The 24,322-nt window shown below is 48.4% G+C and carries 29 protein-coding genes and 1 tRNA gene; 8 read left to right on the top strand and 22 right to left on the bottom strand.

The features are described from left to right. Positions 1 to 101 precede the first annotated feature (101 nt). Positions 102 to 1,172 (top strand): SIS domain-containing protein, encoded by a 1,071-nt coding sequence (locus LVQ79_RS02940; protein ID WP_232863834.1) that lies wholly within the window; start codon positions 102 to 104, stop codon positions 1,170 to 1,172. 83 nt (positions 1,173 to 1,255) lie between these two features. Next, on the top strand, positions 1,256 to 2,617 hold the full coding sequence (locus LVQ79_RS02935; protein ID WP_232863833.1) for a PTS transporter subunit EIIC: 1,362 nt from the start codon (positions 1,256 to 1,258) through the stop codon (positions 2,615 to 2,617). Positions 2,618 to 2,678: 61 nt separating this feature from the next. Here LVQ79_RS02935 and LVQ79_RS02930 read toward each other — a convergent pair whose 3' ends face one another. The 9 genes from LVQ79_RS02930 to fdhD form a co-directional block, all read right to left on the bottom strand. Continuing rightward, complete coding sequence (locus LVQ79_RS02930) at positions 2,679 to 3,236, bottom strand: P-loop nucleotide/nucleoside kinase family protein (RefSeq protein ID WP_232863832.1); 558 nt, start codon at positions 3,234 to 3,236, stop codon at positions 2,679 to 2,681. Continuing rightward, positions 3,233 to 3,670, bottom strand: coding sequence for a PTS sugar transporter subunit IIA (locus LVQ79_RS02925; RefSeq protein WP_232863831.1), 438 nt, complete (start codon positions 3,668 to 3,670; stop codon positions 3,233 to 3,235). The genes LVQ79_RS02930 and LVQ79_RS02925 overlap by 4 nt, the downstream gene beginning before the upstream one ends. 9 nt (positions 3,671 to 3,679) lie before the next feature. Beyond that, on the bottom strand, positions 3,680 to 3,949 hold the full coding sequence (locus LVQ79_RS02920) for a hypothetical protein (RefSeq protein ID WP_034499301.1): 270 nt from the start codon (positions 3,947 to 3,949) through the stop codon (positions 3,680 to 3,682). Positions 3,950 to 4,017: 68 nt separating this feature from the next. Further along, on the bottom strand, positions 4,018 to 4,860 hold the full coding sequence (locus LVQ79_RS02915; protein WP_232863830.1) for a class II fructose-bisphosphate aldolase: 843 nt from the start codon (positions 4,858 to 4,860) through the stop codon (positions 4,018 to 4,020). After that, on the bottom strand, positions 4,847 to 6,214 hold the full coding sequence (locus tag LVQ79_RS02910; RefSeq protein WP_064561195.1) for a PTS sugar transporter subunit IIC: 1,368 nt from the start codon (positions 6,212 to 6,214) through the stop codon (positions 4,847 to 4,849). The genes LVQ79_RS02915 and LVQ79_RS02910 overlap by 14 nt, the downstream gene beginning before the upstream one ends. Then, a complete protein-coding gene (locus LVQ79_RS02905) occupies positions 6,207 to 6,521 on the bottom strand; it encodes a PTS sugar transporter subunit IIB (RefSeq protein ID WP_034460367.1) in 315 nt (104 codons plus the stop codon). Before LVQ79_RS02905 ends, LVQ79_RS02910 begins: the two co-directional genes overlap by 8 nt. 11 nt (positions 6,522 to 6,532) lie before the next feature. Continuing rightward, positions 6,533 to 7,513, bottom strand: a complete 981-nt coding sequence (locus tag LVQ79_RS02900; protein ID WP_232863829.1) for a 6-phosphofructokinase — start codon at positions 7,511 to 7,513, stop codon at positions 6,533 to 6,535. Positions 7,514 to 8,128: 615 nt separating this feature from the next. Further along, positions 8,129 to 8,497 (bottom strand): acid resistance repetitive basic protein Asr, encoded by a 369-nt coding sequence (asr, locus tag LVQ79_RS02895; RefSeq protein ID WP_064514407.1) that lies wholly within the window; start codon positions 8,495 to 8,497, stop codon positions 8,129 to 8,131. Positions 8,498 to 8,616: 119 nt separating this feature from the next. After that, positions 8,617 to 9,441 (bottom strand): formate dehydrogenase accessory sulfurtransferase FdhD, encoded by an 825-nt coding sequence (gene fdhD, locus LVQ79_RS02890; RefSeq protein ID WP_232863828.1) that lies wholly within the window; start codon positions 9,439 to 9,441, stop codon positions 8,617 to 8,619. Between the two features lie 172 nt (positions 9,442 to 9,613). On the opposite strand from fdhD, the gene fdnG reads away from it, so the two are divergent. The 4 genes from fdnG to fdhE are packed head-to-tail and all read left to right on the top strand — an operon-like array spanning position 9,614 to position 15,140. Further along, a complete protein-coding gene (gene fdnG / locus LVQ79_RS02885) occupies positions 9,614 to 12,664 on the top strand; it encodes a formate dehydrogenase-N subunit alpha (protein WP_232863827.1) in 3,051 nt (1,016 codons plus the stop codon). 12 nt (positions 12,665 to 12,676) lie between these two features. Beyond that, entirely contained in the window at positions 12,677 to 13,582 is a 906-nt protein-coding gene (gene fdxH, locus LVQ79_RS02880; protein WP_232863826.1) for a formate dehydrogenase subunit beta, read from the top strand. Further along, positions 13,579 to 14,214 carry a formate dehydrogenase cytochrome b556 subunit gene (gene fdoI, locus LVQ79_RS02875; protein WP_232863825.1) on the top strand — a complete coding sequence of 212 codons (636 nt, stop codon included), beginning with the start codon at positions 13,579 to 13,581 and terminating at the stop codon, positions 14,212 to 14,214. Before fdxH ends, fdoI begins: the two co-directional genes overlap by 4 nt. Next, entirely contained in the window at positions 14,211 to 15,140 is a 930-nt protein-coding gene (gene fdhE / locus LVQ79_RS02870) for a formate dehydrogenase accessory protein FdhE (protein WP_232863824.1), read from the top strand. The genes fdoI and fdhE overlap by 4 nt, the downstream gene beginning before the upstream one ends. A 32-nt stretch (positions 15,141 to 15,172) precedes the next feature. Here fdhE and LVQ79_RS02865 read toward each other — a convergent pair whose 3' ends face one another. Next, complete coding sequence (locus LVQ79_RS02865; protein ID WP_232863823.1) at positions 15,173 to 15,505, bottom strand: type II toxin-antitoxin system PemK/MazF family toxin; 333 nt, start codon at positions 15,503 to 15,505, stop codon at positions 15,173 to 15,175. Continuing rightward, complete coding sequence (locus tag LVQ79_RS02860; protein ID WP_083963253.1) at positions 15,506 to 15,760, bottom strand: AbrB/MazE/SpoVT family DNA-binding domain-containing protein; 255 nt, start codon at positions 15,758 to 15,760, stop codon at positions 15,506 to 15,508. It abuts the gene before it with no gap. Positions 15,761 to 16,042: 282 nt separating this feature from the next. On the opposite strand from LVQ79_RS02860, the gene LVQ79_RS02855 reads away from it, so the two are divergent. Continuing rightward, complete coding sequence (locus LVQ79_RS02855) at positions 16,043 to 16,951, top strand: alpha/beta hydrolase (protein ID WP_232863822.1); 909 nt, start codon at positions 16,043 to 16,045, stop codon at positions 16,949 to 16,951. Between the two features lie 86 nt (positions 16,952 to 17,037). Here LVQ79_RS02855 and LVQ79_RS02850 read toward each other — a convergent pair whose 3' ends face one another. From LVQ79_RS02850 to LVQ79_RS02815, 8 genes are all read right to left on the bottom strand, one after another. Beyond that, on the bottom strand, positions 17,038 to 17,598 hold the full coding sequence (locus LVQ79_RS02850) for an RNA polymerase sigma factor (RefSeq protein ID WP_232864022.1): 561 nt from the start codon (positions 17,596 to 17,598) through the stop codon (positions 17,038 to 17,040). A 5-nt stretch (positions 17,599 to 17,603) separates the two neighbouring features. Further along, on the bottom strand, positions 17,604 to 18,080 hold the full coding sequence (locus tag LVQ79_RS02845; RefSeq protein WP_232863821.1) for a hypothetical protein: 477 nt from the start codon (positions 18,078 to 18,080) through the stop codon (positions 17,604 to 17,606). Positions 18,081 to 18,231: 151 nt separating this feature from the next. Further along, the gene (locus LVQ79_RS02840; RefSeq protein WP_232863820.1) at positions 18,232 to 18,615 is read right to left on the bottom strand and encodes a type II toxin-antitoxin system VapC family toxin; all 384 of its coding nucleotides are present in this window, start codon (positions 18,613 to 18,615) and stop codon (positions 18,232 to 18,234) included. After that, positions 18,609 to 18,851: a ribbon-helix-helix domain-containing protein gene (locus LVQ79_RS02835; RefSeq protein ID WP_232863819.1), complete on the bottom strand. Its 243-nt coding sequence runs from the start codon at positions 18,849 to 18,851 to the stop codon at positions 18,609 to 18,611. The genes LVQ79_RS02840 and LVQ79_RS02835 overlap by 7 nt, the downstream gene beginning before the upstream one ends. 219 nt (positions 18,852 to 19,070) lie before the next feature. Beyond that, the gene (locus LVQ79_RS02830; protein ID WP_232863818.1) at positions 19,071 to 19,292 is read right to left on the bottom strand and encodes a YgdI/YgdR family lipoprotein; all 222 of its coding nucleotides are present in this window, start codon (positions 19,290 to 19,292) and stop codon (positions 19,071 to 19,073) included. Positions 19,293 to 19,464: 172 nt separating this feature from the next. Continuing rightward, the gene (locus tag LVQ79_RS02825) at positions 19,465 to 19,824 is read right to left on the bottom strand and encodes a hypothetical protein (RefSeq protein WP_151993697.1); all 360 of its coding nucleotides are present in this window, start codon (positions 19,822 to 19,824) and stop codon (positions 19,465 to 19,467) included. Between the two features lie 274 nt (positions 19,825 to 20,098). Further along, a complete protein-coding gene (locus tag LVQ79_RS02820) occupies positions 20,099 to 20,443 on the bottom strand; it encodes a type II toxin-antitoxin system HicB family antitoxin (protein ID WP_232863817.1) in 345 nt (114 codons plus the stop codon). 90 nt (positions 20,444 to 20,533) lie between these two features. Beyond that, positions 20,534 to 21,064, bottom strand: a complete 531-nt coding sequence (locus LVQ79_RS02815) for a hypothetical protein (protein WP_232863816.1) — start codon at positions 21,062 to 21,064, stop codon at positions 20,534 to 20,536. A 132-nt stretch (positions 21,065 to 21,196) separates the two neighbouring features. Here LVQ79_RS02815 and LVQ79_RS02810 point away from each other — a divergent pair, with 132 nt between their 5' ends. Then, on the top strand, positions 21,197 to 21,379 hold the full coding sequence (locus LVQ79_RS02810; protein ID WP_232863815.1) for a toxin-antitoxin system HicB family antitoxin: 183 nt from the start codon (positions 21,197 to 21,199) through the stop codon (positions 21,377 to 21,379). Between the two features lie 51 nt (positions 21,380 to 21,430). On the opposite strand, the gene LVQ79_RS02805 is transcribed toward LVQ79_RS02810, so the two are convergent. From LVQ79_RS02805 to LVQ79_RS02795, 3 genes are all read right to left on the bottom strand, one after another. After that, complete coding sequence (locus tag LVQ79_RS02805) at positions 21,431 to 22,978, bottom strand: SIR2 family protein (RefSeq protein ID WP_232863814.1); 1,548 nt, start codon at positions 22,976 to 22,978, stop codon at positions 21,431 to 21,433. A 120-nt stretch (positions 22,979 to 23,098) separates the two neighbouring features. Continuing rightward, positions 23,099 to 23,193 (bottom strand) — tRNA-Sec (locus LVQ79_RS02800). Between the two features lie 239 nt (positions 23,194 to 23,432). Continuing rightward, a complete protein-coding gene (locus LVQ79_RS02795; RefSeq protein WP_232864021.1) occupies positions 23,433 to 24,248 on the bottom strand; it encodes a helix-turn-helix transcriptional regulator in 816 nt (271 codons plus the stop codon). Positions 24,249 to 24,322 lie beyond the last annotated feature (74 nt).

Raw genomic sequence — 24,322 nt, 5'->3', positions numbered from 1 at the left:
GATCCCCACCACAATTGCTGAAAAGTGGATTGACAACCCCACTCAAGCTCCTCTAGCCTAAAACCTGAAAACGTTTTCAGGTTTTGATTTCAGGAGGGCCAATGAAGCCGACAATGATGACTTACATTCACGAAGAGCAAGCGACACTTTCAGCAATGCTTGATCGTTATCCACATGATCTGCCAGAGATTAAGGGAAAGAGCACGTGGTTGGTTTTAGCTACTGGTTCAAGTATTAACGCCATCAAAAGCGCGAAATACTATGTTGAAAACCTGGCGAACGTGCGCGTTACCGTGGAGGAGCCGTTCCACTTCCAGCACTACGAAAAAATGGATGTCGCGACCGATCTGGTGCTTGGTGTATCGCAAAGCGGTGAAAGCACATCCACCATCAATGCGATAAAACACATCCGCAAAAGTTTCCCGTTAGTGACCTATGGTTTAACCAGCAAACTGTCCAGCGAACTGGCGAAAACCGTTGATCACGCCATCGATATTGAAATTGGTGAAGAGCGCGTGGGTTACGTCACTAAAGGTTATGTGGCGACTATTTTTAAATTCATGTTGCTCGGTCTTTATACCGCGCGCTGCAATGGTTTAATCACTGAAACGCAGGAAACCGAAGAGTTAGCGAAATTATCCGTAGCAGTAAAATCTATCCCACAGATTATTGATACAACTGAAGTCTTTTTCGAAAAATGGAAAGACGAGCTAACTGCCTCCCCAAGATTTACGGCAATTGGCTATGGCCCGAGCGTGGGTGTGATTAAAGAAATGGAAACCAAGTTTGCAGAAACTATTCGCGTGCCATCGCAAGGGGTAGAATTGGAAGCCTTTATGCATGGCCCTTATTTTGAAGTGAATGGCAATCACCGGATGTTTTTCCTCGACACACCTGGAGAAGCGCGTGAGCGTTTATTACTGCTGAAAGACTATGAGAAAAAATATACCGATTATATTTACACCATTAAATTAGGTGTAAGCAGTGATGAGCGAACGCTCGCCATTAACGCTGATGTAGATATATTTATCGCCCCGTTACTGATGGTGATTCCTTTCCAGATTCTGGCGCACCATATCGCCGAAGCGAAAGGTAATGACTTGCCACAACGTATTTTTACTGATTTTGGTATTTCCGTTAAGAGTAAAACAAAGCCTGGCGATTATGCCTAATATACCCGTCTGACCCTACAACGTTGTCCGATATTTTTATCGGGCAATAAATACAGCGCAAACCTTGAAACTAAGGAAATACCATGACGACATATAGTCAGCTTGCCCAACAAATAATTAAACATGTTGGTGAGTCCGAGAATATTGAGCATATTACTCATTGCGCAACACGTTTACGTTTTACATTAAAAGATAAAAATAAAGTGAATCCGGAAGCGCTCTATGGTCTTCCTGAAGTTGTGAAATTAGTGGATAGCCCGAGTCAATTCCAGATAGTGATTGGCCCGAAAGTCGATCAGGTATGTTCAGCGATTAAAGAGCTGCTCGGTGAACAAACGCCTGTAGCTGAAGAAACAACTGCGCAAGGCTCATGGGTAAGCCGCTTGCTGGCTACACTTTCCGCTATTTTCACGCCTTACATCGGTGTGCTGGCGGGTGTCGGTGTTGTAAAAGGGATTGTGGTATTGCTGCAAACAATGAACCTGGTGGATACGCATTCTTATGTGTTCACCGTGTTTAATGCGCTGTCGAGCGGCGTGTTTGTGATGTTGCCATTGTTTATCGCAGTTACGGCATCAGAACGTTTTAAAACTAATAAGTTTACTGCGCTGGCACTGACTGCGGCGATGATTTTCCCGTTAACCGACCCAAGTGTTCCCGGTGCATTCCATATTATGGGGCTTGCTCTGAACGTTAAGATTTATGGCGGTGCGGTTATCCCTGCTGTATTTGCCGTGTTGTTCCTGAGTTATGTGGAACGCTGGCTGAAAAAGATAATCCCGGAGCTGGCTGCGTTTGTATTTGTGCCTTGTTTATCGCTCATCATCTGCGGGTTTGTAGTGTTCACCTTAATTGGCCCGATTGCGGATTACGTCGGGGTCGGTATTGCTAACGGATATGCATGGCTTTATAACCTCAGCCCGGTCATTTCTGGTGCGCTGCTTGCCGGTATTGGCCAGCTGTTTGTAGTGTTCGGTGTGCACTGGGGCATCATCCCACTCGCGCTGATAAATATTCAGGTCAACGGCTACGACACCATTATGGCGATGTTTATGTCGGCGGTGATGGGGCAGTTTGGCGCGGCATTCGGCGCAATCTTTATTGCCCGCAACCTCAAGGACAAACAGATTGCGATTTCTGCCTCAATTTCTGCCTTCTTCGGTATTACTGAACCGGCGCTGTATGGCGTGAATCTGAAATACAGAATGTTGTTTGTCTTCGGTTGTATTGGTGCCGCATTGGGCGGTGGTATTACCGGTTTGCTGGGCGTCAAAACTTACAGCTTCCTGCCGGTGCTTAATGTGTTCGAATTAGGTCTATTCAGCGGCCCAGATTCAAAAATGATTTATGAAGTGTTTGCGATAATCGTCGCATTTACTGTCCCTGCGGTTCTGACCATTATTTATGGTAAGACGCGCAAACTCGTGGCTTCACCTGCTTCTTGATTTCTCCCTAAGCCCTCTGGAACGCAGAGGGCTTAACCGACTAACGGAAGCAACATTCGGGTTAGTCTCCAAATTCTTCACTCAGCCATGCAAGGAGACCAGCGGTGTCGATCGGCTCTCGGTGGTCCACAGTGAAAACCGGCCCAAGAGACATAGGCTCAGCGCTATCCGCAAGTTTTACCAACTCCGGCAGATATTCTTCCCCTGGGTGGCCGGGGCGTCTTACGCCAAGCCGCTGCGCATAGCGTTCGGCGGCAAGGGCGCCGGGAATGTGGTTCCATACCTCCAGAACTCTGGTGACGCCCGCCTGCTCTAGATAACGTTCAAGCATCTCTTTCGGCTGGAAGCCAAACCATGCATCGACAATAAAGACACACTGCGTTGGGCTATCCGCCACTATCGACCAAATTACCTCATAAGCAGCACTTCCGAGGCGGCGATTAAACGGCCTGTCTATCTCCTCGAACTGCGCCATAAAAGGTTCCTTGATACCGTCGATAGTCAGTAGCGGTAACGTAAAATGTTCGGACAACAAACGGGCGATAGTGCTTTTTCCTGAGGCGGGTACGCCGTTCACAAGTACTACCGTTTTGCCCTGTGTTCGCGTGGTCTGGCTCATAATATTGCGATCACCTCTTCCTTGCCTTTTGCCCGACGCAGTTTTGCCATCACATCGTCATCGCCCAACAAATTTACAATCGCGCGGATACCTTCTTCGATATGCCCATTGCTGTCGCAGGCGGCAAACATAATCACGATATCGGCCTTTTCGCTGTCGGCAAAGGTGATGGGTTCATCAAGTAAAACCAGACTGAAGCCATTTTTTATCACCCCGCATTCCGGGCGAGCGTGGGGCATGGCGACGCCCTCTTCAAAAACGTAATACGCACCATGCTCAAGGGTATTATTAATTACTGCCTGGTAGTAGGAGGGCAGGATATAGCCATTATCAACCAGCGGTTGAGCCGCAAGTCTAATCACCTTTTTCCAGTCTGTTTCGCGTACGCCAACTTGTATCGCCTGGGCTTCAATTAATAACTCTTTAATAGCCATGCGAACTCCCTAAATATTCTTACGAATAATATTTCTCAGCTCATCAATTTTGACAAATAAAGCATCGATATGCTGACGGTGTGTTTTACTCTTCGCAAAAACTTGTAACGCCTGGTTATAGCGCAACATTAATGCTTTTTGTGTTTCGCCATTATTTGGGTTTTCCGTTAATGTGTTTTCCAAAGCAGTTAATTCAGTTTCAAGTTGTACGGCTTGAATATCATATTGCGCCGTATCCGAATTATCACTGTGAAAAAGTTTTTTCAAAGATCCAAACATAGCTAGCTCCCGCCCGACGGTTGCCACGCAACCAGGGTTACAATGAAGAGTAGAGGATAACGCCTGCTTTATTTAAACAATGCGATCTTTTCGATTAATACAGCAGCGACTGCATCATTTGCCGGTATTAAAAATTTGCGCACGCTGTCATTCACTTTTCCTTTTTCAAAGGTTTCTTTGCAGTGCCCAACCCACTGCACGTTCATTTCAGTACCGACGTTGACTTTATCAATGCCTCCGGCGACAGCGCGGCGCATATCTTCATCGCTGACACCTGTGCCACCGTGCAGTACCAGCGGGGTTTTGGTCACTTCGCTGATATCTGCCAGGCGTTGATGCTGAATTTTCGCTTTGCCAGTATACAGACCGTGTACTGTACCGACGGACACCGCCAGCATATCCACCCCGGTTTCATCAACGAAACGTTTAGCGTCTTCGGTGGTGGTAAAGCAGATATCTTCCATGGCGACCGCTTTGCCATCTTCTGAGCCGCCAATCGCTCCCAGTTCTGCTTCTACGGAGATATTACGCGGGTGGGCAATATCAATAACCTTACGTGTATTAGCAATATTATCCGCCATGTCCAGATGAGAACCGTCATACATTACTGAACTAAACCCAGCATCGATGGCCGTTTTGATGGATTCAATATCTGAGCAGTGATCCAGATGCAAGCAGGTTGGTATTTGCTGGCTTTCGGATAAAGAACGAATTGAATCTACTAATAAACGATAACCTAAATATTCCGCAGTCCCGGTAGAAATTTGAATCATTAACGGGCTATTGGTTGCTTTGGCAGCTTTAAAATAAGCGGGCAGCATTTCAAGGCAATGCAAATTAAAGGAGCCTACCGCTTTAAATTTACGCTCTTTGGCTACCTGTAATAAATCCGGGAAGTTATACAGACTCATGTGCTTTTTCCTCTTGAGGTTTGGTTGATTTGCCATTCACGAACCAGGCGATAAGCGCTACGAACAGGATGAATAAGCCGACAAACGTCCAGTTATTCTGGAAGACATGCCCCAAAATCAGGCCACTACTGATCACATCTGAATCGCTGAAAGTCACACCGGTAAAGCCGTAGCTTTCAAGCATTGGCACCAGGATGGCAGGAAGGAAGGTAATAAACAGGCCATGCACCACACCACCGATGATTGCACCGCGTCTGCCGCCCATTGCGTTACCGAAAATCCCTGCGGTGCCACCAGCAAAGAAGTTGGTCAACAAGCCAGGCAGAATCATCGCCAGGCCAAACATTGGGAAGACAATCATGCCGATGATGGAGCCGACGGTGGTGGCCAGGAAGCCAACAATCACGGCATTGGGGGCGTAAGGGAACAGAACCGGGCAGTCCAGCGCAGGTTTCGCATCCGGTACGATGCGCATCGCAATACCACGGAACGCAGGCACCAATTCGTTAAGCAGCAAACGCACACCGCTGTAGAGCACAAATACCCCGGCAACAAATTGAATCGCCTGCATAAAGGCGAACATCAGGTAATTCACGCCGTGAGAGTATTGGCCGATATATTCCGGGCCAGCCGCCAGCGCCGGGATGAGGTACATAGGGATCATCACCACGGCCATCGAAAGGTAAGTATCTTGCAAGAATTTGAAGTTATCCGGCAACACCAAATCTTCGGTAGATTTAGAACCCTTGCCGACAACCTTCGCCACCGCAGCCTGCACCAAATAACCAATAGTGCAGAAGTGACCCAGAGCTACATCGTCAGAACCGGTAATGCGGCGCACTACGGGTTGAGCGAGAGCAGGCATCAGCACCGCCATAATTCCCCCGAAAATCCCACCGGTGAGAATCAACGGCAGCCCGGTCAGCCCGGCTTTATAGCCGATAACTGCACCAATCGTTGCCATCCAAAGTAGTGCTTGCCCGGTGAGAAAGATGTATTTAAACGGCGTGATGCGGGCAATGATGATGTTGACGATAAATATCACCATCAGCGTGAGTGCCACTTCGGAACCCAGTTCGCGGTTTGCCAACCCGGCAATGGCCGCCACATCGGTGATGTAGCCTTTCATGCCGAAACCGTGGGTGAAGATATCGTTCAAGAAAGTCAGGGTATCCACAATAATGTTGATACCCGCCATCATGATTAAAAAACCAAGCAGCGTTTTAAACGTCCCTTCCGCGACTTTACCCTTCGATTTTTTTTGCAGCAAAAGACCGAGCATGGCAATAAAGGCAATCAATATTGATGCCTGTCCTAGCAGGTCTTTAACAATAAAGTTAATGATGCTATTCATGGTCGAATACCTTCACATTGCGATCTTTTAAAAAGGCGACAATCTTTTGTTCGATTTCGTCTTTATCCGTCAGGCGATGTAGAACAATGACGCGTTTAATTTCTTCTTCGCTAGCATCGGCCGTTAAAATATCGGCGAACGTTTTTTGCGTTAAAATAATGTCAGATTTAAAGGCCCCCGCTTCTGAAACGGTGGTGTGATCAATTTCTGCCGGAATCTGAAGTTTTTTAAGTACCGCAGTTGCTGCCATTTCAATGGCGAAACTGGAACCTAAACCACAGCCGCATACACAAAGAATTTTAAGCATTGAAAGTCTCCTCAAATAATATTGAGCTGCTTCGCTAATTTATAATGATGCCCTTCGGTGTCGACGAGGCGTTTTTGCATACTGATTAAATCTATAGGGATCGGTTTGTTACTCGAATTAATAATAATGGCTTTATTTCTCATGCCGGACTGGATACAACGAACGACTTCGCCTGCCATAATCGTGCCCTGATAAATTTCCTCGCAGGTAGGGTCACCGTTACGCAGGCTATAACCAATAATTGACTTACGAATACGTACGCCAATTTTCGGTTCAAGCTGTTTAATCATGGTGTCAATTGCCCCTTGAAAGCCGGGGGAATACTCTTTGGTATAACCTTCAGAGCACAGGATCACGACGCTATTTTGTGTCTCAAGGCGTGCGCTAATCTTATGTGCCAGTTCGCTCAACGATTGTTGGCACTCGGGGATTAGCGCAAAATCAGCATTGCTTTTAATCGCCGATTGCAGCGTCAATTCACCGCAGTAACCGCCGAGCAGTTCAACCATAAAGACACGCCCTGGCAAAGCGCGGCCTGTATTACGCAGCTTGGCGACTTCTTTAATCACTTGTTCACATGCAGTTGAAAAACCGATGGTGTAATCACTACCGTAAACATCATTGTCGATGGTCATACCGACACCGAAACAATTCACACCATATTCACTGAGGTTATTCAGAAATTGTAATGAGCCATCACCACCGGCCATAATAAGCACATCGATATGCAGGGCTTTTAACTGTTTTGCGATAGTTTCATATTCGCTACCCATTAATTTACGGTTGGTTCTACCCGAAGACATAATCGGAATGGATGCTACGGAAAAATCCACTAAATCGCGGATGGAAATATCCTGGTGTTTATTCTGCAATAGACCCGGAATACCACCATTAAACAAAACGATTTCTGCTTGAGCCAGTCGGGAAACCTGAAAAACAAAGTTATTTATCCCCGTGACATCACCGCCGCTAATTACCATGCCGATTCTCATGACACTTGCCTCGTTTATTTTCCTTGCAGACATTTTTCCCTTTAAACAAGCCTTGGATTTGCAAGAGACATCACAAAATTGGGATTCATTTATTAGGAGTAGCGGTTGACAGATACTTCTTGGTGGTGATATTTGTGATTTAAGTCACGAATTTTTGATATAAGATTTATGACTGAAGAATAAAGAAAAACTCTATATTTCAATGGATTATTCTTATCGGTTGGGGAATAGAATTCACCGATATTATTTGAGTCGTAAATGAAGAATATCAGCTTTCAAAAATGTGACTGCTCACGCATTTTTCTGCGGGTGAAAGGGAGTGAAATTAATTAAGAGGCGTGAAAGAAAGAGGAAGAACTGTTTACAAGACAGTCAGGCGGAATTTTGTTTTTCAGGAATGTGATGTGCAGACGATTGGTGGAATAAGAAACCAGTGGGAGTTTAAGTCGTGGACGGCGTGAAAAACAAAAAGTAGCAGCAGACCGCAGCCATTCCATAAAGAATGACCATCATCAGGATGATTTCAAACCGAAAGCGTTTTAGCAGTTGCTCAGGCTTGATAAAAAAACACCCGGCAAGCCGGGTGTTTCTAGTAATGAGGGATTTCATTGCAACTTATGCAGCTGGTTTAACCGCTGGTTTTGCTGCTGGCGCTACTGGTGCAGCTGCTTTTTTGTGGTGCTTTTTAGCAGCCTGAGCTTTCTGTGGCGCTACTGGAGTTGCAGTAGTAGCGGCTTTTTTGTGGTGCTTTTTAGCAGCCTGGGCTTTCTGTGGTGCTGCTGGAGTTGCGGTTGTAGTTGCTTTTTTGTGGTGCTTTTTAGCTGCTTGCGCTTTCTGAGCTACAGGAGCTGCTTTATGGTGTTTCTTGTGGTGCACAGTAGTGGTGTGTTTTGCCGGAGCAGGTGCTGCAGTAGTTTCAGCAGCGAAAGCAACAGAGGACATACCCATTACAGCAACAGCAATCAGAGTTAATACTTTTTTCATTTTGATAGTCTCGTATTTGTTTATGTGTGGGTTGTTGGCCCGTTGAAATAACTCTATGCCAACAAACAAATACGTTCAGTGAGTGATTGGTGTCGGTACGTAACGGAATGTACAGCCTGTTAACACAATCGCTGCGGATGGGTGTAAACCGTTGCTCGACCTGGTTTACTAAAGCCAACCAGCGTGAGGTTACAGCGGCTTGCCACTTCTACGGCAAGCGTGGTCGCGGCAGAAACGGCAAACAGAATTTCTACGCCACACTGGGCTGACTTTTGCACCATCTCATAGCTTGCGCGGCTTGAGACTAAAACCGCACCGTTGTGCCAGCCCTCACGCCCGCGTGCACCGAGCAGTTTATCCAGCGCCACATGGCGGCCTATATCTTCTTTACCTTCCAGAATCTGGCCATTTTCGTTAAGCCACAATGCTGCGTGCGTACACCCTGTGAGTTGCCCCACCGGCTGGTAGTCGCGCATCTGGTTTAAGGCGGCATCAAGATTATTCAAATCGAAAGTTTGCGTGAACGGCAGAGGGGTAATCGGACGGCCAATATCGTTGAGTTGCTCAACACCGCAGACGCCACAACCAGTACGCCCGGCAAGTGAGCGGCGGCGTTCTTTCAGCCCCATAAAGCGGCGGCTTGAGAGCTCTATTTGCACTTCCAGGCCGTTACAGACTTGTGAAACATCAATTCCGTAAATGTCTGATGGGGATTCAATTATCCCTTCTGATAAGGAAAAACCTAACGCAAAAAGCTCCAGATCTTTGGGCGATGCCATCATCACAACATGGGAAATGCCGTTGTAGACCAGGGCTACCGGCACTTCTTCAGCCAGCCAGTCGCCTTTTGCCTCGAGCAAATCATGGCGTTGCCATAGTTCGATCGTCCGCGCACCAGTGATGGTGTTCACAATTTTGTCCTGATTTGGGTCGGAATTGTTCACTTTGTCTTAACCTGATTGGAACAGCCTTAATTCTAATGTGGTATTCTGGAAACATTACCCCTTTGGGATTAGGGGCAATAGCCAGTACGGGCTTGATTGTGAACCTTCTCAGTCAATACCGCAAAAAATACACCTAATAATAATGTGAAAAATGTCGAAAAAAGGAGCATCCATGCAGGTCAGCAGAAGACAGTTCTTTAAGATCTGTGCTGGCGGTATGGCAGGGACTACGGCAGCGGCACTGGGCTTTGCACCAGGCGTTGCACTCGCGGAAACACGGCAGTACAAGCTGCTGCGCACCCGTGAAACGCGTAATACCTGCACATACTGTTCCGTCGGTTGTGGGTTATTAATGTATAGCCTCGGCGATGGCGCGAAAAATGCCAAAGCATCTATCTTCCATATTGAAGGTGACCCGGACCATCCGGTTAACCGCGGCGCGCTCTGCCCGAAAGGTGCAGGACTGGTGGATTTCATCCACAGTGAAAGCCGTCTTAAATTCCCGTCTTACCGCGCACCAGGCTCGGATAAATGGGAGCAAATCAGTTGGGAAACGGCGTTTGACCGTATCGCCAAACTGATGAAACAAGACCGCGACGCCAATTTTATTGCGCAGAACGACCAGGGAACCACGGTTAACCGTTGGCTCTCCACCGGCATGTTGTGTGCATCAGCTTCCAGTAATGAAACCGGCTATTTAACCCAGAAATTTTCCCGCGCCCTCGGCATGTTAGCCGTGGATAACCAGGCGCGTGTCTGACACGGACCAACGGTAGCAAGTCTTGCTCCAACATTTGGTCGCGGTGCGATGACCAACCACTGGGTTGATATCAAGAACGCCGATCTCGTTATTGTGATGGGTGGCAACGCCGCAGAAGCGCATCCGGTCGGGTTCCGCTGGGCGATGGAAGCCAAAATCCATAACGGCGCGAAGCTGATTGTTATCGATCCGCGCTTTACGCGTACCGCTTCGGTGGCGGATTTCTACACCCCGATTCGTTCCGGTTCTGACATTGCTTTCCTGTCAGGCGTGCTGCTGTACCTGATAAACAACAATAAATTCAACCGCGAATACGTTGAGGCTTACACCAACGCCAACCTGATTGTGCGTGAGGATTACAGTTTCGAAGATGGCCTGTTCTCGGGCTACGACGCGGCAAACCGTAAATACGACAAAACTACCTGGAACTATGAGCTGGACGAAAAAGGCTTCGCCAAACGCGACCTGACGCTGACTCACCCACGTTGCGTTTGGAACCTGCTCAAAGAGCACGTTTCTCGCTACACGCCGGAAGTGGTTTCCAATATTTGCGGCACCCCGAAAGATGATTTCCTGAAAGTTTGTGAATACATCGCAGAAACCAGCGCCAAAAACAAAACCGCATCGTTCTTGTATGCGCTGGGCTGGACGCAACACTCCGTGGGCGCGCAGAACATCCGCACCATGGCGATGATTCAGCTGCTGCTCGGCAATATGGGAATGGCAGGTGGCGGCGTGAACGCCCTGCGCGGTCACTCCAACATTCAGGGTCTGACTGACCTCGGCCTGCTGTCGCAAAGCCTGCCGGGCTACATGACGCTGCCGAACGAGAAACAGCCCGATCTCCAGACGTACCTTGCCGCCAACACGCCAAAACCGCTGCTGGAAGGCCAGGTCAACTACTGGGGCAACTACCCGAAATTCTTCGTTTCGATGATGAAAGCCTTCTTTGGCGACAAAGCCACAGCGGAAAATAGCTGGGGTTACGACTGGTTGCCGAAGTGGGATAAGGGCTACGACGTCCTGCAATATTTCGAGATGATGAACCAGGGCAAAGTGAACGGCTACCTCTGCCAGGGCTTTAACCCGGTGGCGTCGTTCCCGAACAAAAACAAAGTCATTGCGTCACTGTCGAAGCTGAAATTCCTCGTGACCATCGACCCGCTGAACACCGAAACCGCGAACTTCTGGCAAAACCACGGCGAGTTTAACGATGTCGACCCGTCGAAAATCCAGACCGAAGTGTTCCGCCTGCCGTCGACCTGCTTTGCTGAGGAAAACGGTTCTATCGTTAACTCCGGCCGCTGGTTGCAGTGGCACTGGAAAGGTGCGGACGCCCCAGGGGAAGCGCTGAACGACGGCGAAATCCTTGCGGGTATCTTCAGCCGTATGCGCCACATGTATCAGAGCGAAGGCGGTGCGCTGCCTGAGCAAGTGCTGAATATGACCTGGAATTACCAGACACCGGACAACCCGGCACCGGAAGAAGTGGCGATGGAGAGCAACGGTAAAGCGTTGCAGGACGTTGTCGACCCGGCAACCGGTGCGGTTCTGGTGAAAAAAGGCCAGCAACTTAGCTCGTTCGCACAACTGCGTGACGACGGCACCACTTCCAGCGGTTGCTGGATTTTTGCCGGTTCCTGGACGCCAGACGGCAACCAGATGGCACGTCGTGATAACGCCGACCCGTCAGGTTTGGGTAACACGTTAGGCTGGGCCTGGGCATGGCCGCTCAACCGCCGCATTCTGTATAACCGTGCCTCTGCTGATCCAGCGGGTAAACCGTGGGATGAAAAACGCCGCCTGATTTCCTGGGATGGCGCGAAGTGGAGCGGTGCGGATATCGCCGACTACAGCACTGCCGCACCGGGCACTGACGTTGGGCCATTCATCATGCAGCCGGAAGGTTTAGGGCGCTTGTTTGCTATCGACAAGATGGCAGAAGGGCCGTTCCCTGAGCACTACGAGCCGTTTGAAACACCGCTTGGCACCAACCCGCTGCACCCGAACGTGGTTTCTAACCCAGCGGCACGCGTGTTTAAAGGTGACCTGGAAGCGATGGGCAAGCACGACAAATTCCCGTATGTCGGCACCACTTATCGCCTGACCGAGCACTTCCACTACTGGACCAAACACGCGGTACTGAACGCCATCGCGCAGCCAGAGCAGTTTATCGAGATTGGCGAGAAGCTCGCAAATTCACTCGGCATTGCTCACGGCGACACGGTGAAAGTCTCCTCCAACCGTGGCTTTATTAAAGCCAAAGCGGTGGTGACCAAGCGTATACGCCAGCTCGATGTGAACGGCCAGAAAGTCGATACCATCGGTATTCCGATTCACTGGGGTTATGAGGGCGTGGCGAAGAAAGGCTTTATCGCTAACACCCTGACGCCATTTGTCGGTGATGCCAACACGCAAACGCCTGAATTTAAAGCGTTCCTGGTCAATGTGGAAAAGGTGTAACGGAGACGAATTATGGCTTATCAATCTCAGGACATTATCCGTCGTTCCGCCACTAATGGCCTCACGCCCGCGCCTCAGGCGCGGGATCATCAGCAAGAGGTTGCGAAACTTATCGACGTCACCACCTGCATTGGCTGTAAAGCCTGCCAGGTGGCCTGTTCGGAGTGGAACGACCTGCGTGATGAGATCGGCAGCAACGTCGGCGTTTACGACAACCCGGCGGATTTAACCGCGAAATCGTGGACGGTTATGCGTTTTTCGGAAGTGGAGCAAAACGACAAACTGGAATGGTTAATCCGCAAAGATGGCTGTATGCACTGCGCGGACCCGGGCTGCTTGAAGGCGTGTCCGGCGGAAGGTGCCATCATTCAGTACGCCAACGGCATTGTCGATTTCCAGTCCGAGCAGTGCATCGGCTGTGGTTATTGCATCGCCGGTTGCCCGTTCGACGTGCCGCGCCTGAACCCGGAGGACAACCGTGTCTACAAATGCACCCTGTGTGTAGACCGTGTGACCGTCGGCCAGGAGCCTGCTTGCGTGAAAACCTGCCCAACCGGGGCGATTCATTTCGGATCGAAAGACGACATGAAAACCCTGGCGGGCGAGCGCGTGGCTGAGCTGAAAACGCGCGGTTACGACAACGCCGGTTTGTACGACCCGGAAGGCGTTGGCGGCACACATGTTATGTATGTGCTGCATCATGCGGACAAGCCGACGCTGTATCACGGCCTGCCGGAAAATCCGTCCATCAGCCCAACCGTGAAATTCTGGAAAGGTGTCTGGAAGCCGCTTGCTGCTATTGGCTTTGCTGCGACCTTCGCCGCCAGCGTGTTCCACTATGTGGGTGTCGGCCCGAACCGTGCCGAAGAAGAGGACGACAACTTGCACCATGAAGACGACGAGGTGCGCAAACCATGAAAAAACAAGTGACTATTCAGCGTTATAGCGCGCCTGAGCGCATCAACCACTGGGTGACCGCCTTCTGCTTCATACTGGCGGCGGTGAGCGGATTAGGGTTCTTCTTCCCATCCTTCAACTGGCTGATGCACATTCTGGGTACGCCGCAGCTGGCGCGCATTCTCCACCCATTCGTCGGTGTGGTGATGTTTGCCTCGTTTATCATCATGTTTTTCCGTTACTGGCACCATAATCTAATCAATCGGGATGATATCTTTTGGGCGAAGAATATTCGTAAGATCGTCGTCAACGAGGAAGTAGGTGACACCGGGCGGTATAACTTCGGCCAGAAATGCGTGTTCTGGGCGGCGATTATCTTCCTGGTGCTGTTGCTGGTGAGCGGCGTGATTATCTGGCGTCCGTACTTTGCTCCTGCTTTCTCAATCCCGGTGATACGCGTAGCCCTGATGGTGCATTCATTTGCCGCAGTGGCCTTGATTGTGGTTATTATGGTCCACATCTACGCCGCCCTTTGGGTGAAAGGCACGATTACCGCGATGGTGGAAGGCTGGGTCACGACGTCCTGGGCGAAGAAACACCATCCGAAATGGTACCGTGAAGTTCGCCAGAAACAGGAAAAACGATCGGAATGAGTATTCGCATAATCCCGCAAGATCAGCTGGAGAAGAGCGACAAACGTACGGCGGAGATGATTCCGCCGTTACTGTTCCCCCGGCTGAAACATCTCTATAACCGCCGTGCAGATCGCCTGCGCGAACTGGCGACTGACAATCCGTTGGGTGATTTCTTGCGCTTTGCCGCACTTATCGCCCATGCGCAGGAAGTGGTGCTGTACGACCACCCGCTGCAAATGGACTTAACGGCGCTGATTCAGAAGTCTTCTGAGACGGGCAAACCGCCGTTGGATATTCATGTGCTGCCGCGTGACCCACACTGGCAGCGTTTGCTTAACTCACTGATTGCTGAGCTGAAACCAGAAATGGACGGCCAGGCTTTAGCGGTTATCGAAAACCTGGAAAAAGCCTCTTCGCAAGAGCTGGAAGAGATGGCCACCGCGCTATTTAATTCAGACTTTGCGCTAGTTTCGAGCGACAAAGCCCCGTTCATTTGGGCTGCGTTGTCGCTTTACTGGGCGCAAATGGCCAGCCTGATCCCAGGGCGTGCGAAAGCGGAATATGGCGAGCAACGCCAGTTCTGCCCGGTTTGCGGTTCGATTCCGGTATCCAGCGTCGTGCAAATCGGCGGCACCAGCGGCCTGCGTTATTTGCACTGCAATCTGTGCGAAACCGAGTGGCATGTGGTGCGCATTAAATGCAGCAACTGCGAGCAAACCCGCGATTTGAACTACTGGTCGCTGGAAAGCGAACAGTCAGCAATTAAAGCGGAAAGCTGCGGCGACTGCGGCACTTACCTGAAGATTTTGTATCAGGAAAAAGATGCCAAAGTAGAAGCCGTGGCCGACGATTTAGCCTCGCTGGTGCTGGATGCACGCATGGAGCAAGAAGGCTTTGCCCGCAGCAGCATTAATCCTTTCCTGTTCCCAGGGGAAGGCGAGTAACAAATAGGCGGGGTGCTTTGCATCCCGCTGAACTATTCAAATAATACCTTCACTCTGGACAGCGCTTCTTCTGCCACTTCATCCGGTGCTTTTTCAATGAAACGCATTTGTCTGGCCCGGAAATCAATCGATTTCACATGATGGCAAATGATAACTCCCTGCGTGTGAGTTTCTGTCAGATGTACTTCAAACGCATTGCCACGAACACGAGATGTTATTGGTGCCACAATCGCCATGCCAGCCTTGCGGCTAAATTCGACTGGTGACAATACTAGCGCAGGCCGAGTTTTGGCTTGTTCGTGACCTGCGGCAGGATCAAAATCGAGCCAAACTAAATCGCCTCTATCAGGCATATAAAGACTCACCTAATCGATCTCCTTGCCAACAGGAGGAGAATTCAGCCACTCACGGTCTTCATCATCAAGCTCGAAACTTCCTTCAGGTGATTGGGCCAGTAACTCACTTAGCGTGTATATCGGCTTTGCGACTCGCAACATAATTCCTCCTTCAACGGCTTCAATATCCACTTTGTCACCTATTCTCATCCCAGCTTTCTCCAGAACAGCAGCAGGAATAATGGCCCCTGCGGAATTACCCCATTTACGAATCAGCGTTTTCACAACGATTACCAAATTAAACAATGTTTAAACTCATTTTAACACGATGGGTGAATCGCACAATGTTTAACCATCTACATTATTTACGGTATCTAATGTTGTTTTGTGAATGAGCTTGTCGGGTAATATAAACCGCAAAAAGCGTACTGTTATCTGCATTTTTCTGGTGGTTTTCATTTGTTCGAGGCGCCTTCCAGAATGCTGAAATAGTAAAAAAACTCGGTTCACGCGATCCCATAAATACGATATAACTGTTCATCCATACAGCATAAAAGGAATTCCTCTATGTCCCTCGAACCCGCAATCGCCGGGCTGGTTGATGAGTTCATCGACTCAGGCCGTCCTTCTTCACGCCAACAAACCTTTGCCGAACGCCGAGCCGGGTATATCGCCAGCACTGTTTTAGCGGGTGAAACTGAAACTCGAGTCGACGTGAAAGACATCTGTCTGAATGGATGCACGTTACGCATATTTTCCCCGCTTAATGCGACCGGATCGCTTCCTGCCGTGATCTACTACCACGGCGGTTGCTTTGTTAGCGGTGGGTTTGAAACTCATGACAATCAGTTACGCCAGCTTTGCTATCACAGTGGCTGCCGGGTGGTTGCCGTTCAGTATCGCGTGGCACCAGAGCACACTTATCCGGCAGCGCATGATGATGCGGAGCGTGCGGCGGACACTATCTGGCAAGCGGCTGATCAGCTGGAAGTGGATCGTGAACGAATCACGCTCGCTGGCGACAGCGCTGGTGGGCACATTGCCCTGGTGACTGCCCTGCGCCTGAAAAGTGCGGGAAACTGGTTGCCTGCGCGGCTGATGCTGATTTACCCGATGCTGGACGCGACGGCGGAATCTGTCAGCTATCAGGAAAATGGCTACGACTACATCATCACCCGCGACACGCTGCTTTCCGGCTACGAAGCCTATATGCCCGATCTGGACGCAATGGATGATGAAGCCAGCCCATTATTTCGCGAAGATTTTGCAGGCCTGCCACCGGTGCATATCATCACCGCTGAATACGACCCTCTTCGCAATGAAGGCGAGGTGCTGCATGAGTGCCTGATGGACCAGGGCGTTGAGTCCACCTGCCAACGCTATCTCGGCGTCATCCATGGCTTTTTCCAGCTTGGTGGTATCAGCCAGGCAGCGCGCGACGCCATGCGTGATGTTGCGTGGCGGGTCGGTCAATAAGCTCAACAGCTCAATCAAGTTCTCGCACCACTCCGGTCAGTTATGCTGGCCGGGGCTATTGTTCAGAGAACGCAGATTCTCCCAACTCAGCCTTCAGTTAGCTCATCATAAAGATTGCGAAGACGGGTTCGTAGATAAAGCACGGCCTTGTGCTTGCGGGATAGCAGGGCCTGGACGCTAATGCCGGTTTCTTCCGCTAACTCCTTAAAGCTGTAGCCGTGGAGTTCGGTTTTTTCGAACGCCTCACGCTGCGCCACAGGAAGCTCCGACATCGCATCTTCCAGCTCATCCCAGAGCAGTTGGCTCAGATATTCGTCTTCCGGTGACTGCGGCACACCAAACAACGTTTCCGCCAGTTCGTCCTCCGGAAGAAAACCCTCATCGTCGTCAGAATAATAGTCAGAAAGCGGAAGCTCGCGCTTTTTACGTGCCCTGTCGGTCATTTCATTACGTGCGGCGCGAAACAACCAGGCGGCGACGTTCTCCACCGGTTGCTCCACTTTCATCAACTGCCATGTCACTTCTTGCAGGATATCGTCTGCGTCATCACGTACCGGCGTGCGGCCAACGATAAAAGCTTTCAGCTTCGAGCGACACGCATTGAGCGCCAACATGACTCGAGAATGTCCTGCTGTCCCGGCTTTCATTACGGTCACTCAGCCTGCGTCGGTTTCTGGGCGTTATCTTCCGGTTTCTGACGGCAATGCTCATTCTCACCGTGCCGCTCATGGCTATCACCATGATGCTCATCGCGATGATGGCAATGCCCGCGACCATGACGCCAGAATCCACCGCGGCGCTGCTGAACAAACTGTTCGCGCTGCTCTGGTGTCATTTGCATCCAGCGTTCATGCATACGACGGCGCTCCCGGCCCATACCGAACATCCCAGAACGCAGCCCAAGACCGCCGAACAGAATACGGCACAGCACCAGCAAGCCAAGTGCCTGCCAGAAACCAATGCTTTTCACGCCGATAATCGCAGGCAGCAGTGCATTCCACAAAGACATCACCAGCAGACTCAATGCTGCAATAAACACAATGCCCATCAGCAAAGGTTTAGCCATCGGGTGACCACCGAATCCGTGGCCGCGCTCCCGGCCTGGTCCACGCATATCAAAATCTCTCATTATTTTTACTCCTCATCAGATTAGTTAATTATTGCTTCTGATGAGGTAGACGAATGAGAAGCAGAAATATTGTCAGAAAAATGAAATTTTTTTGCGGGCTGGAATAAAAGGGCGTTATCGGCAACGTGTGCTTTTGCGAAGCAAGGGGTATTTATCCCAGGGAATAAGGCAAAATAACACCTGGCAGATCCTTAAAGTCTTTTGAATTTCGAGTGATGAGTTTTCTGGCACTGATCTGAGTACTGGCCAAAATAATTGCATCAGGTAGTTTCATTCCATATTGCTGACGTAGCGCTACGGAGTGTTCTGCCACCGCCTGATTGACCGGCAAAATTTCAAATCCACTCAGGAAGTGCCTGGTCTGCTGCTCCTGATCGTGGTGTTTTGCCCCCGCCATGATTTCCATCCAGGTCACAATGCTAATTGACGGGGAATTACCGTAGCTTTCAATGGTTGCACGCGCTTGTGGAATCCCTTTCAGATAATCGATTAAAATATTGGTATCAAAAACAGCAGATTGCATCATCTTCACCATTTCTCGCGAAGTTTGCGTTCATATTCCAAACCATCAGGTGCATCTTCGCCCCAAAGACCAAATGCTTCTTTGATACTGGTTTGAGCCTGCCTTTCCAGATACTCCTCGACTGCTTCCCGTAAAAGCTCTGCTCGCGGTAAATTGCGTTTCTGTTTAAGGCTATCAAGGCGGCTGATTGCCTCATCAGACAGATCCAGAAGAATTCGTCCCATCATCTCTCCAAAAATCGTAGCCATATATCACCTCAATATATCATCCCTGTTTAATTTTTCACCTTTCTTGTGCGTAAATAATACACAGATCAATAGGGGTTATTAAGACATTGATTTGGCGAGTTTTCGTTTTTACGAGCCGCATTCCAGAACGTTTGCTTTCGGAGTTTGTCTGCCAGGAAAGGGAAATAATGGGGGATGAAAATACCAGCCAGCATGTACTGGCTGGTATAAATGGCAAAATCAGTCCTTCTTAATCATTTGCACGATTTGGTCGTCATTAATCTGGTGCTCGTTACCTTGCTGGTCGGTGTAACTAATCAGGCCAGTATCTGAATCCACTTGCGGTTTCCCCTGCGTCACAATCATATCGCCTGTTTTGGTCGACATAACGTAATCGCTCGAACACGCCGTGACCGAAAGCGCCACACCGCTTAACAGCAGCACTGCCATAAATTTTTTCATGCTGAAATATCCCTTTTAAATAAGAAGGGGATTCTACCTGTTGCGCTCAAGACAGATTGTTAAGGTGTATGACGAAGGGTTTTTGGAGCTATGGCGCTGCTTTGCTACAAAACAAAAAAACCGCATGGTTTTTCCATACGGTTTTTTTACCTGTTCAAGGTGTTAGCGCTTTTTAAGAGCTCAAATGAGCTTGTTTTCTACGCGCGACGTCGATATACAAAATGCTGGCAGCAAAAGACAAACAGGACGCAATAATTAGGACAAGAAGGTAAGAAGTAACGTAGTTATATTCTTTGTCTAAATGGGCTAGCTGTTCTGATATCAGGTCGATGTTATCAATGGTGTAGCTCTTACAGGCATATAACCCGTACCAGAAAGCGCTGAAGGCAATCATGCAGGTGTAACAGAACCAGGTGAGCTTTTTATCTATGTATTCCAGATAAAATTTCGGGTCTGAGTAGGCGACTTTGAGAAGACCAAAAAAACAGCCAAAGTAGATGCCAATCAACCACTTCAACACATCCCAATTCATAAAAACCTCTTAAATTGCTGCCTGCTTTATCAGGCATTAAAAAAGGGCTACGCATCACGTAACCCCTTGTTTTATTTAGTTTACGCCAGGTAAGTCTAACGGACTGATTCTTTTGCTTATGTGGCGGAAATAATATTGGCGCAGTATCTCACATGCTGGGGTGACAAAGAAGAGCGTGCAGGGGGCGTGTGGATGAAGGCGTTGCTTTAAAAAAATGGCGGATGTCGCGAGCTAATCCGCCCTATAAAACCTGATTAATTCCTGGCACCGCTAATCACGCATCATGTTGCTTAATGATTAATTTTGCGCCCTGATTGAGTAACTGATTAATACTCTCGCCGCATGCCAGCGCGATACGTTCAAGAGCAGCATGGTCTTCAGGCGTTAGACGAGCAGAAATCTTCCCGCTGTATGATTTATAAGGCTCAATGTTTTTTGCACGACATGTATCAAGAAAGAATTTCAGAGATTCGGCTCCCTCTGTTTTCAGTTCCTGCACACTATAGGCGTAAAAATCTGCACCGCCGTTTAAGCCAACGAACTCGCCGCGAAACATTTCAATGTCTGGGTTGAAGCTAACAATGGCGGTGTGGCCGTCAATTTTAATAATGTTATTCATGGTTTGATTCCCGGACCAGTATTCGTTGGGTGGATAAGCGTCATCCACCGTTTTTGGCGAGTGACGCTGTACTTAACCGCCCTGCAAAACCTAGTGAATTCCCGGCACCGCCTCGCCACTGATCATTGCCAGCCCACCATCGGTGCGAACAAAACGCGGCGTTTTCAAATCCTCGACCAGAAGGTTAATCAACTCGAACAATAAACCGGTGATCTGTTCTTCCTGCTCAGGCAACTGCTGGCGTTGCAGCAACAAGATGGTGAGAGCGGAACAGTACTCGCGCAGAGTCTCGGAATCGGTTGAAAGCGGGCCGCGATAATTATCGGGTTCTGCCACATCCACCGTCAGGCGCTCGATTAAATGCACGGGTAACGGTGCTTTTAGCGTAACTTTCAATACTTCAAGTGCGGCAAGCAAACGCCCACACAATGCCATGCGTTCGGTGTTGTCGTCGTTTTCAATAATCGCATCAACATAATGCTGGCAGGCGTCGAGCACCTGGAAGAGATCGTGCGTGGCACCGAGCGGGGTTTTTAATAGCGCTGTGATTGCGGATTCAGTAACTGGCTGTGTGTATGCGGTTTCAAGGGGATTGGTTGTGATAGTATTCGTGTTAGCCATTGCGTTATGTCCTTAACGTTAGTGGTGAGCCCCCGACTGGTACTCGTAATACCTTTCGGGGGCGTTTTTTTTCAGGTAACCCTATGATAGGGTGTGTACCTTAACGACCACACTATTCCTAAGGGTACATACATGTCAACGGTCAAATATGATACTAAACAGTCCGCTTCCGGTAAAAATCCTGCTTTTCAGATCAGGATCTCACCAGAGCTGAAAGCTCAGTTTGAAGTTGCAGCGAAAGATGCAGGTATGAGTTTGGGGAATTGGTTGAAGACGTTGGGTAGGAAAGAGTTAGAGAGGTTAGGGAATAATTGACGATGAAAATTAATACTAGAAAGACAGGAAGTTCTGCCTTTCTATTTGAAATCAAAAACCGTGCTTTAGTTTATCAAAAAGTACGGCTAGCTTCCTAAAACCACTTGCATATGAAGATATATTATAATCCATTTTTGCTTCATGGATAATTAAAAATTCTTTTAATACCTCAAGATTTATTTTATCTGCTGGTAAAAATGGAATAAAGCTTGCAGCATTTTCTGCTGTGCAGGAATTTATTATTTCCTGCATGTTCTTATGTCGGTAATTTCTAAAAAATGGTTTTGAGTAAGAATTAACACGAAAATCTTTAATGTCTCGCTTTACCCATTTATCTAATTCCAATCCGCTTTCGTTGTAATCATTTAGCGATGTAATCCCAATGGCTCGTAAATATTTGAATATAGGTATGTTCTTAGTTCTTCTTCCGACAACTCTAATAACATTATCAATAATGGCTTGTGCATTATAATCACAGTTATCATGCAGTATATCATTGATTAAGTTATGTAGTTCGATTGGTGCATAACCAATGTCGGCAATTCCCGCATTACCATCGCTGGCAACACCAACACCAACTAAGAACTCAATGTCTTCCTTTCTATCAATATCATCTAAATTTACTACACAAAGTTTTTTTTCAGGTTCGGAAGATTTTACTAATTCATACATTTGCTCTTTACAGTATCGGAGAACACGTGCGGGTATTTTTCGCTTTGTGGCTCCCAGCGCTTGATAAATTGGTTTAAAGTCATTTGTTCTGACTAAAATCAAAGGAATTTGAATGCCATTTATCGTAATGTATGTATCTGAAATACCTTCTGGTTCATTTTCTCTTGGACGTTCGACAAATATCAAATTTTTTCTTAGTTGTTCAATGTTATTCTTACCAATACAATTGGATATTGCACAAAGAAGGCTGGATATATTAGGGTCTGATATAGAATAACCAATAAAAATAATCGGGTGCTCTACGAAGATCGTGATGAGTTTTGATGCAAGGTATGCATTGCGTTCATTAAACTCTTTATAATCATTGTTTGTTAAAACTAAAGAGCTTGGTATCGTAGAACAACCATGTATTTTATAAATCTCACCAATTTGTTGAGGGTTAGAAAACAATAATTCCTCTTGCCCTATGTAAATTTTATAATCAGGAAAGAGTTGTTCAAGAAACATATCCCAATTAGTCGTGATTATCCCATCGACATTTAGTTCCGCCAGTAAATTGATTTCATCTATATAATCAGATTGTTTCGCTTTTGCTGGGTCAAGCGTAGATAAATATTTGCAAATTTCAATTCGCAGGGCAGAGGTCGAGTCTGTGATTTTAGATTTATTGCTTGCTACGCTGTTTTTATATTCATCTGCCCCCCACCAGTACTCATTGAATTCGGTAGCCAAAAGAGATGCAACTTGTGGGTAATCACCATTTGCGGAAGCTAGATAATATTCAAATGGTTTGCCCGTTACACAAAACTTACTTAATAACCCTTGCCAATCCTCTAACCCAATATATCTTCTTGATAATCCTGAGCCTATAAATAGAAAAGGTCCTGCAGGTCGAGATTTTAATATTTCAGTTAATTGATCTTTCATTTATCAAAGAGTCTTTTTTAGAAATGAATGCTTGTTAATATAACCCATGTTTATATCAGCGACTATAGCTCTCCCACACATTATTGTGTCCATAGGATGCATCAGTTAAATGATATGAAATGGCGGAAGATCACAGGAGTTGAACCTGCCCGGCACCGCTGGCGGCACCAACTGGATTTGAAGTCCAGCCGCCTCACCGGAGACGACGATCTTCCTAGCCTCGATTGCTACATGGAGGCGGTGCGCAGTATACCTGGTTTTTCGCTTGTACCAAACAATGCTTTCCCCTTTCCCCAATGAATCCTTCAATACTATTAGCACGATCAATTAAATCGTTCACTTACCACGCGTTTAGCACTTCTTAGCCTCTTTGAATGACCTACCCGCCCTTTATTTCTCACAACCTTAAAAAGCCGGTTTTCGCGATCATAAAAATAGTTTGAAGCAGGAATATTCAGCAGAATCTCGATAGCTGTTCCAACTGCCGTTCCCCTTCTTCATCCACCGGTAAATACACCAGTAGGCGCGCGCCATCACGCGGGGCTGAATACCAGTTCGTTTGCTGCATCTGGATGGTGCCGATTTGTGGGTGAATAAATTGCTTCCGATGGTTTTCAATCGCGCGTACTTCATAACGCTGCTGCCACAGGGCTTTAAATTCTGCCGAGACAGAGAAAAAGCACTCCAGTAATGCCTCCCAGCGTGGCTCGCCTCGGTGTTCTGCCATCCCAGCCCGGAAGTAGCCGACAAATAACGGCAAAATGTACTCTTTGTCACCAAGGCGGCGGCTCCAGTTATCGTTAGTCAGATACTGGTAAATGCAGTTGCGTTCATCAACCGGAACGGCATCCAGATCCACTCCCATTAGCAGACAAAAATTGCGGTTGTAACCAATAAGATCGAAGTTGGGCTTTTGCATGCTGGCCGGATTTGGCATCAGTGCATCAAGTAAGCGGCGAGATGCGGGGCTGAGATTTTCACACAGCGCAGCGGCGGGAATCTCTGCCGGTGATAAGCCCGCGAGAATAAATAAATGACGTGTCTCAACGGGAGAGCATTGCAACGCGCTAGTGATAGCCGTCATCACGCTGACGGAGGGGTTCACATCCCGTCCTTGCTCAAGCCAGGTGTACCAGGTCACACCAACGTCTGCCAACAGCGCGACTTCTTCACGGCGCAGCCCTGGCGTGCGGCGGCGGCCACTGCGGGGTAAACCGAGACGTTGAGGGTCAAGACTTTCACGCCGGGTGCGTAAAAAAGCCGCCAACATTTTTCGATTGTCTTCCAGGGTGGTAGTGCGCTGGTCAAGTTTTGTGATGGTTGTCACGGAAAACTCCAGAAGGG

Source organism: Buttiauxella cochleicola, from assembly GCF_021282405.1.
Lineage (GTDB): Bacteria > Pseudomonadota > Gammaproteobacteria > Enterobacterales > Enterobacteriaceae > Buttiauxella > Buttiauxella massiliensis.
The sequence above is the reverse complement of the archived record's forward strand: the minus strand, read 5'-3'. Positions and strand labels throughout refer to the sequence as shown.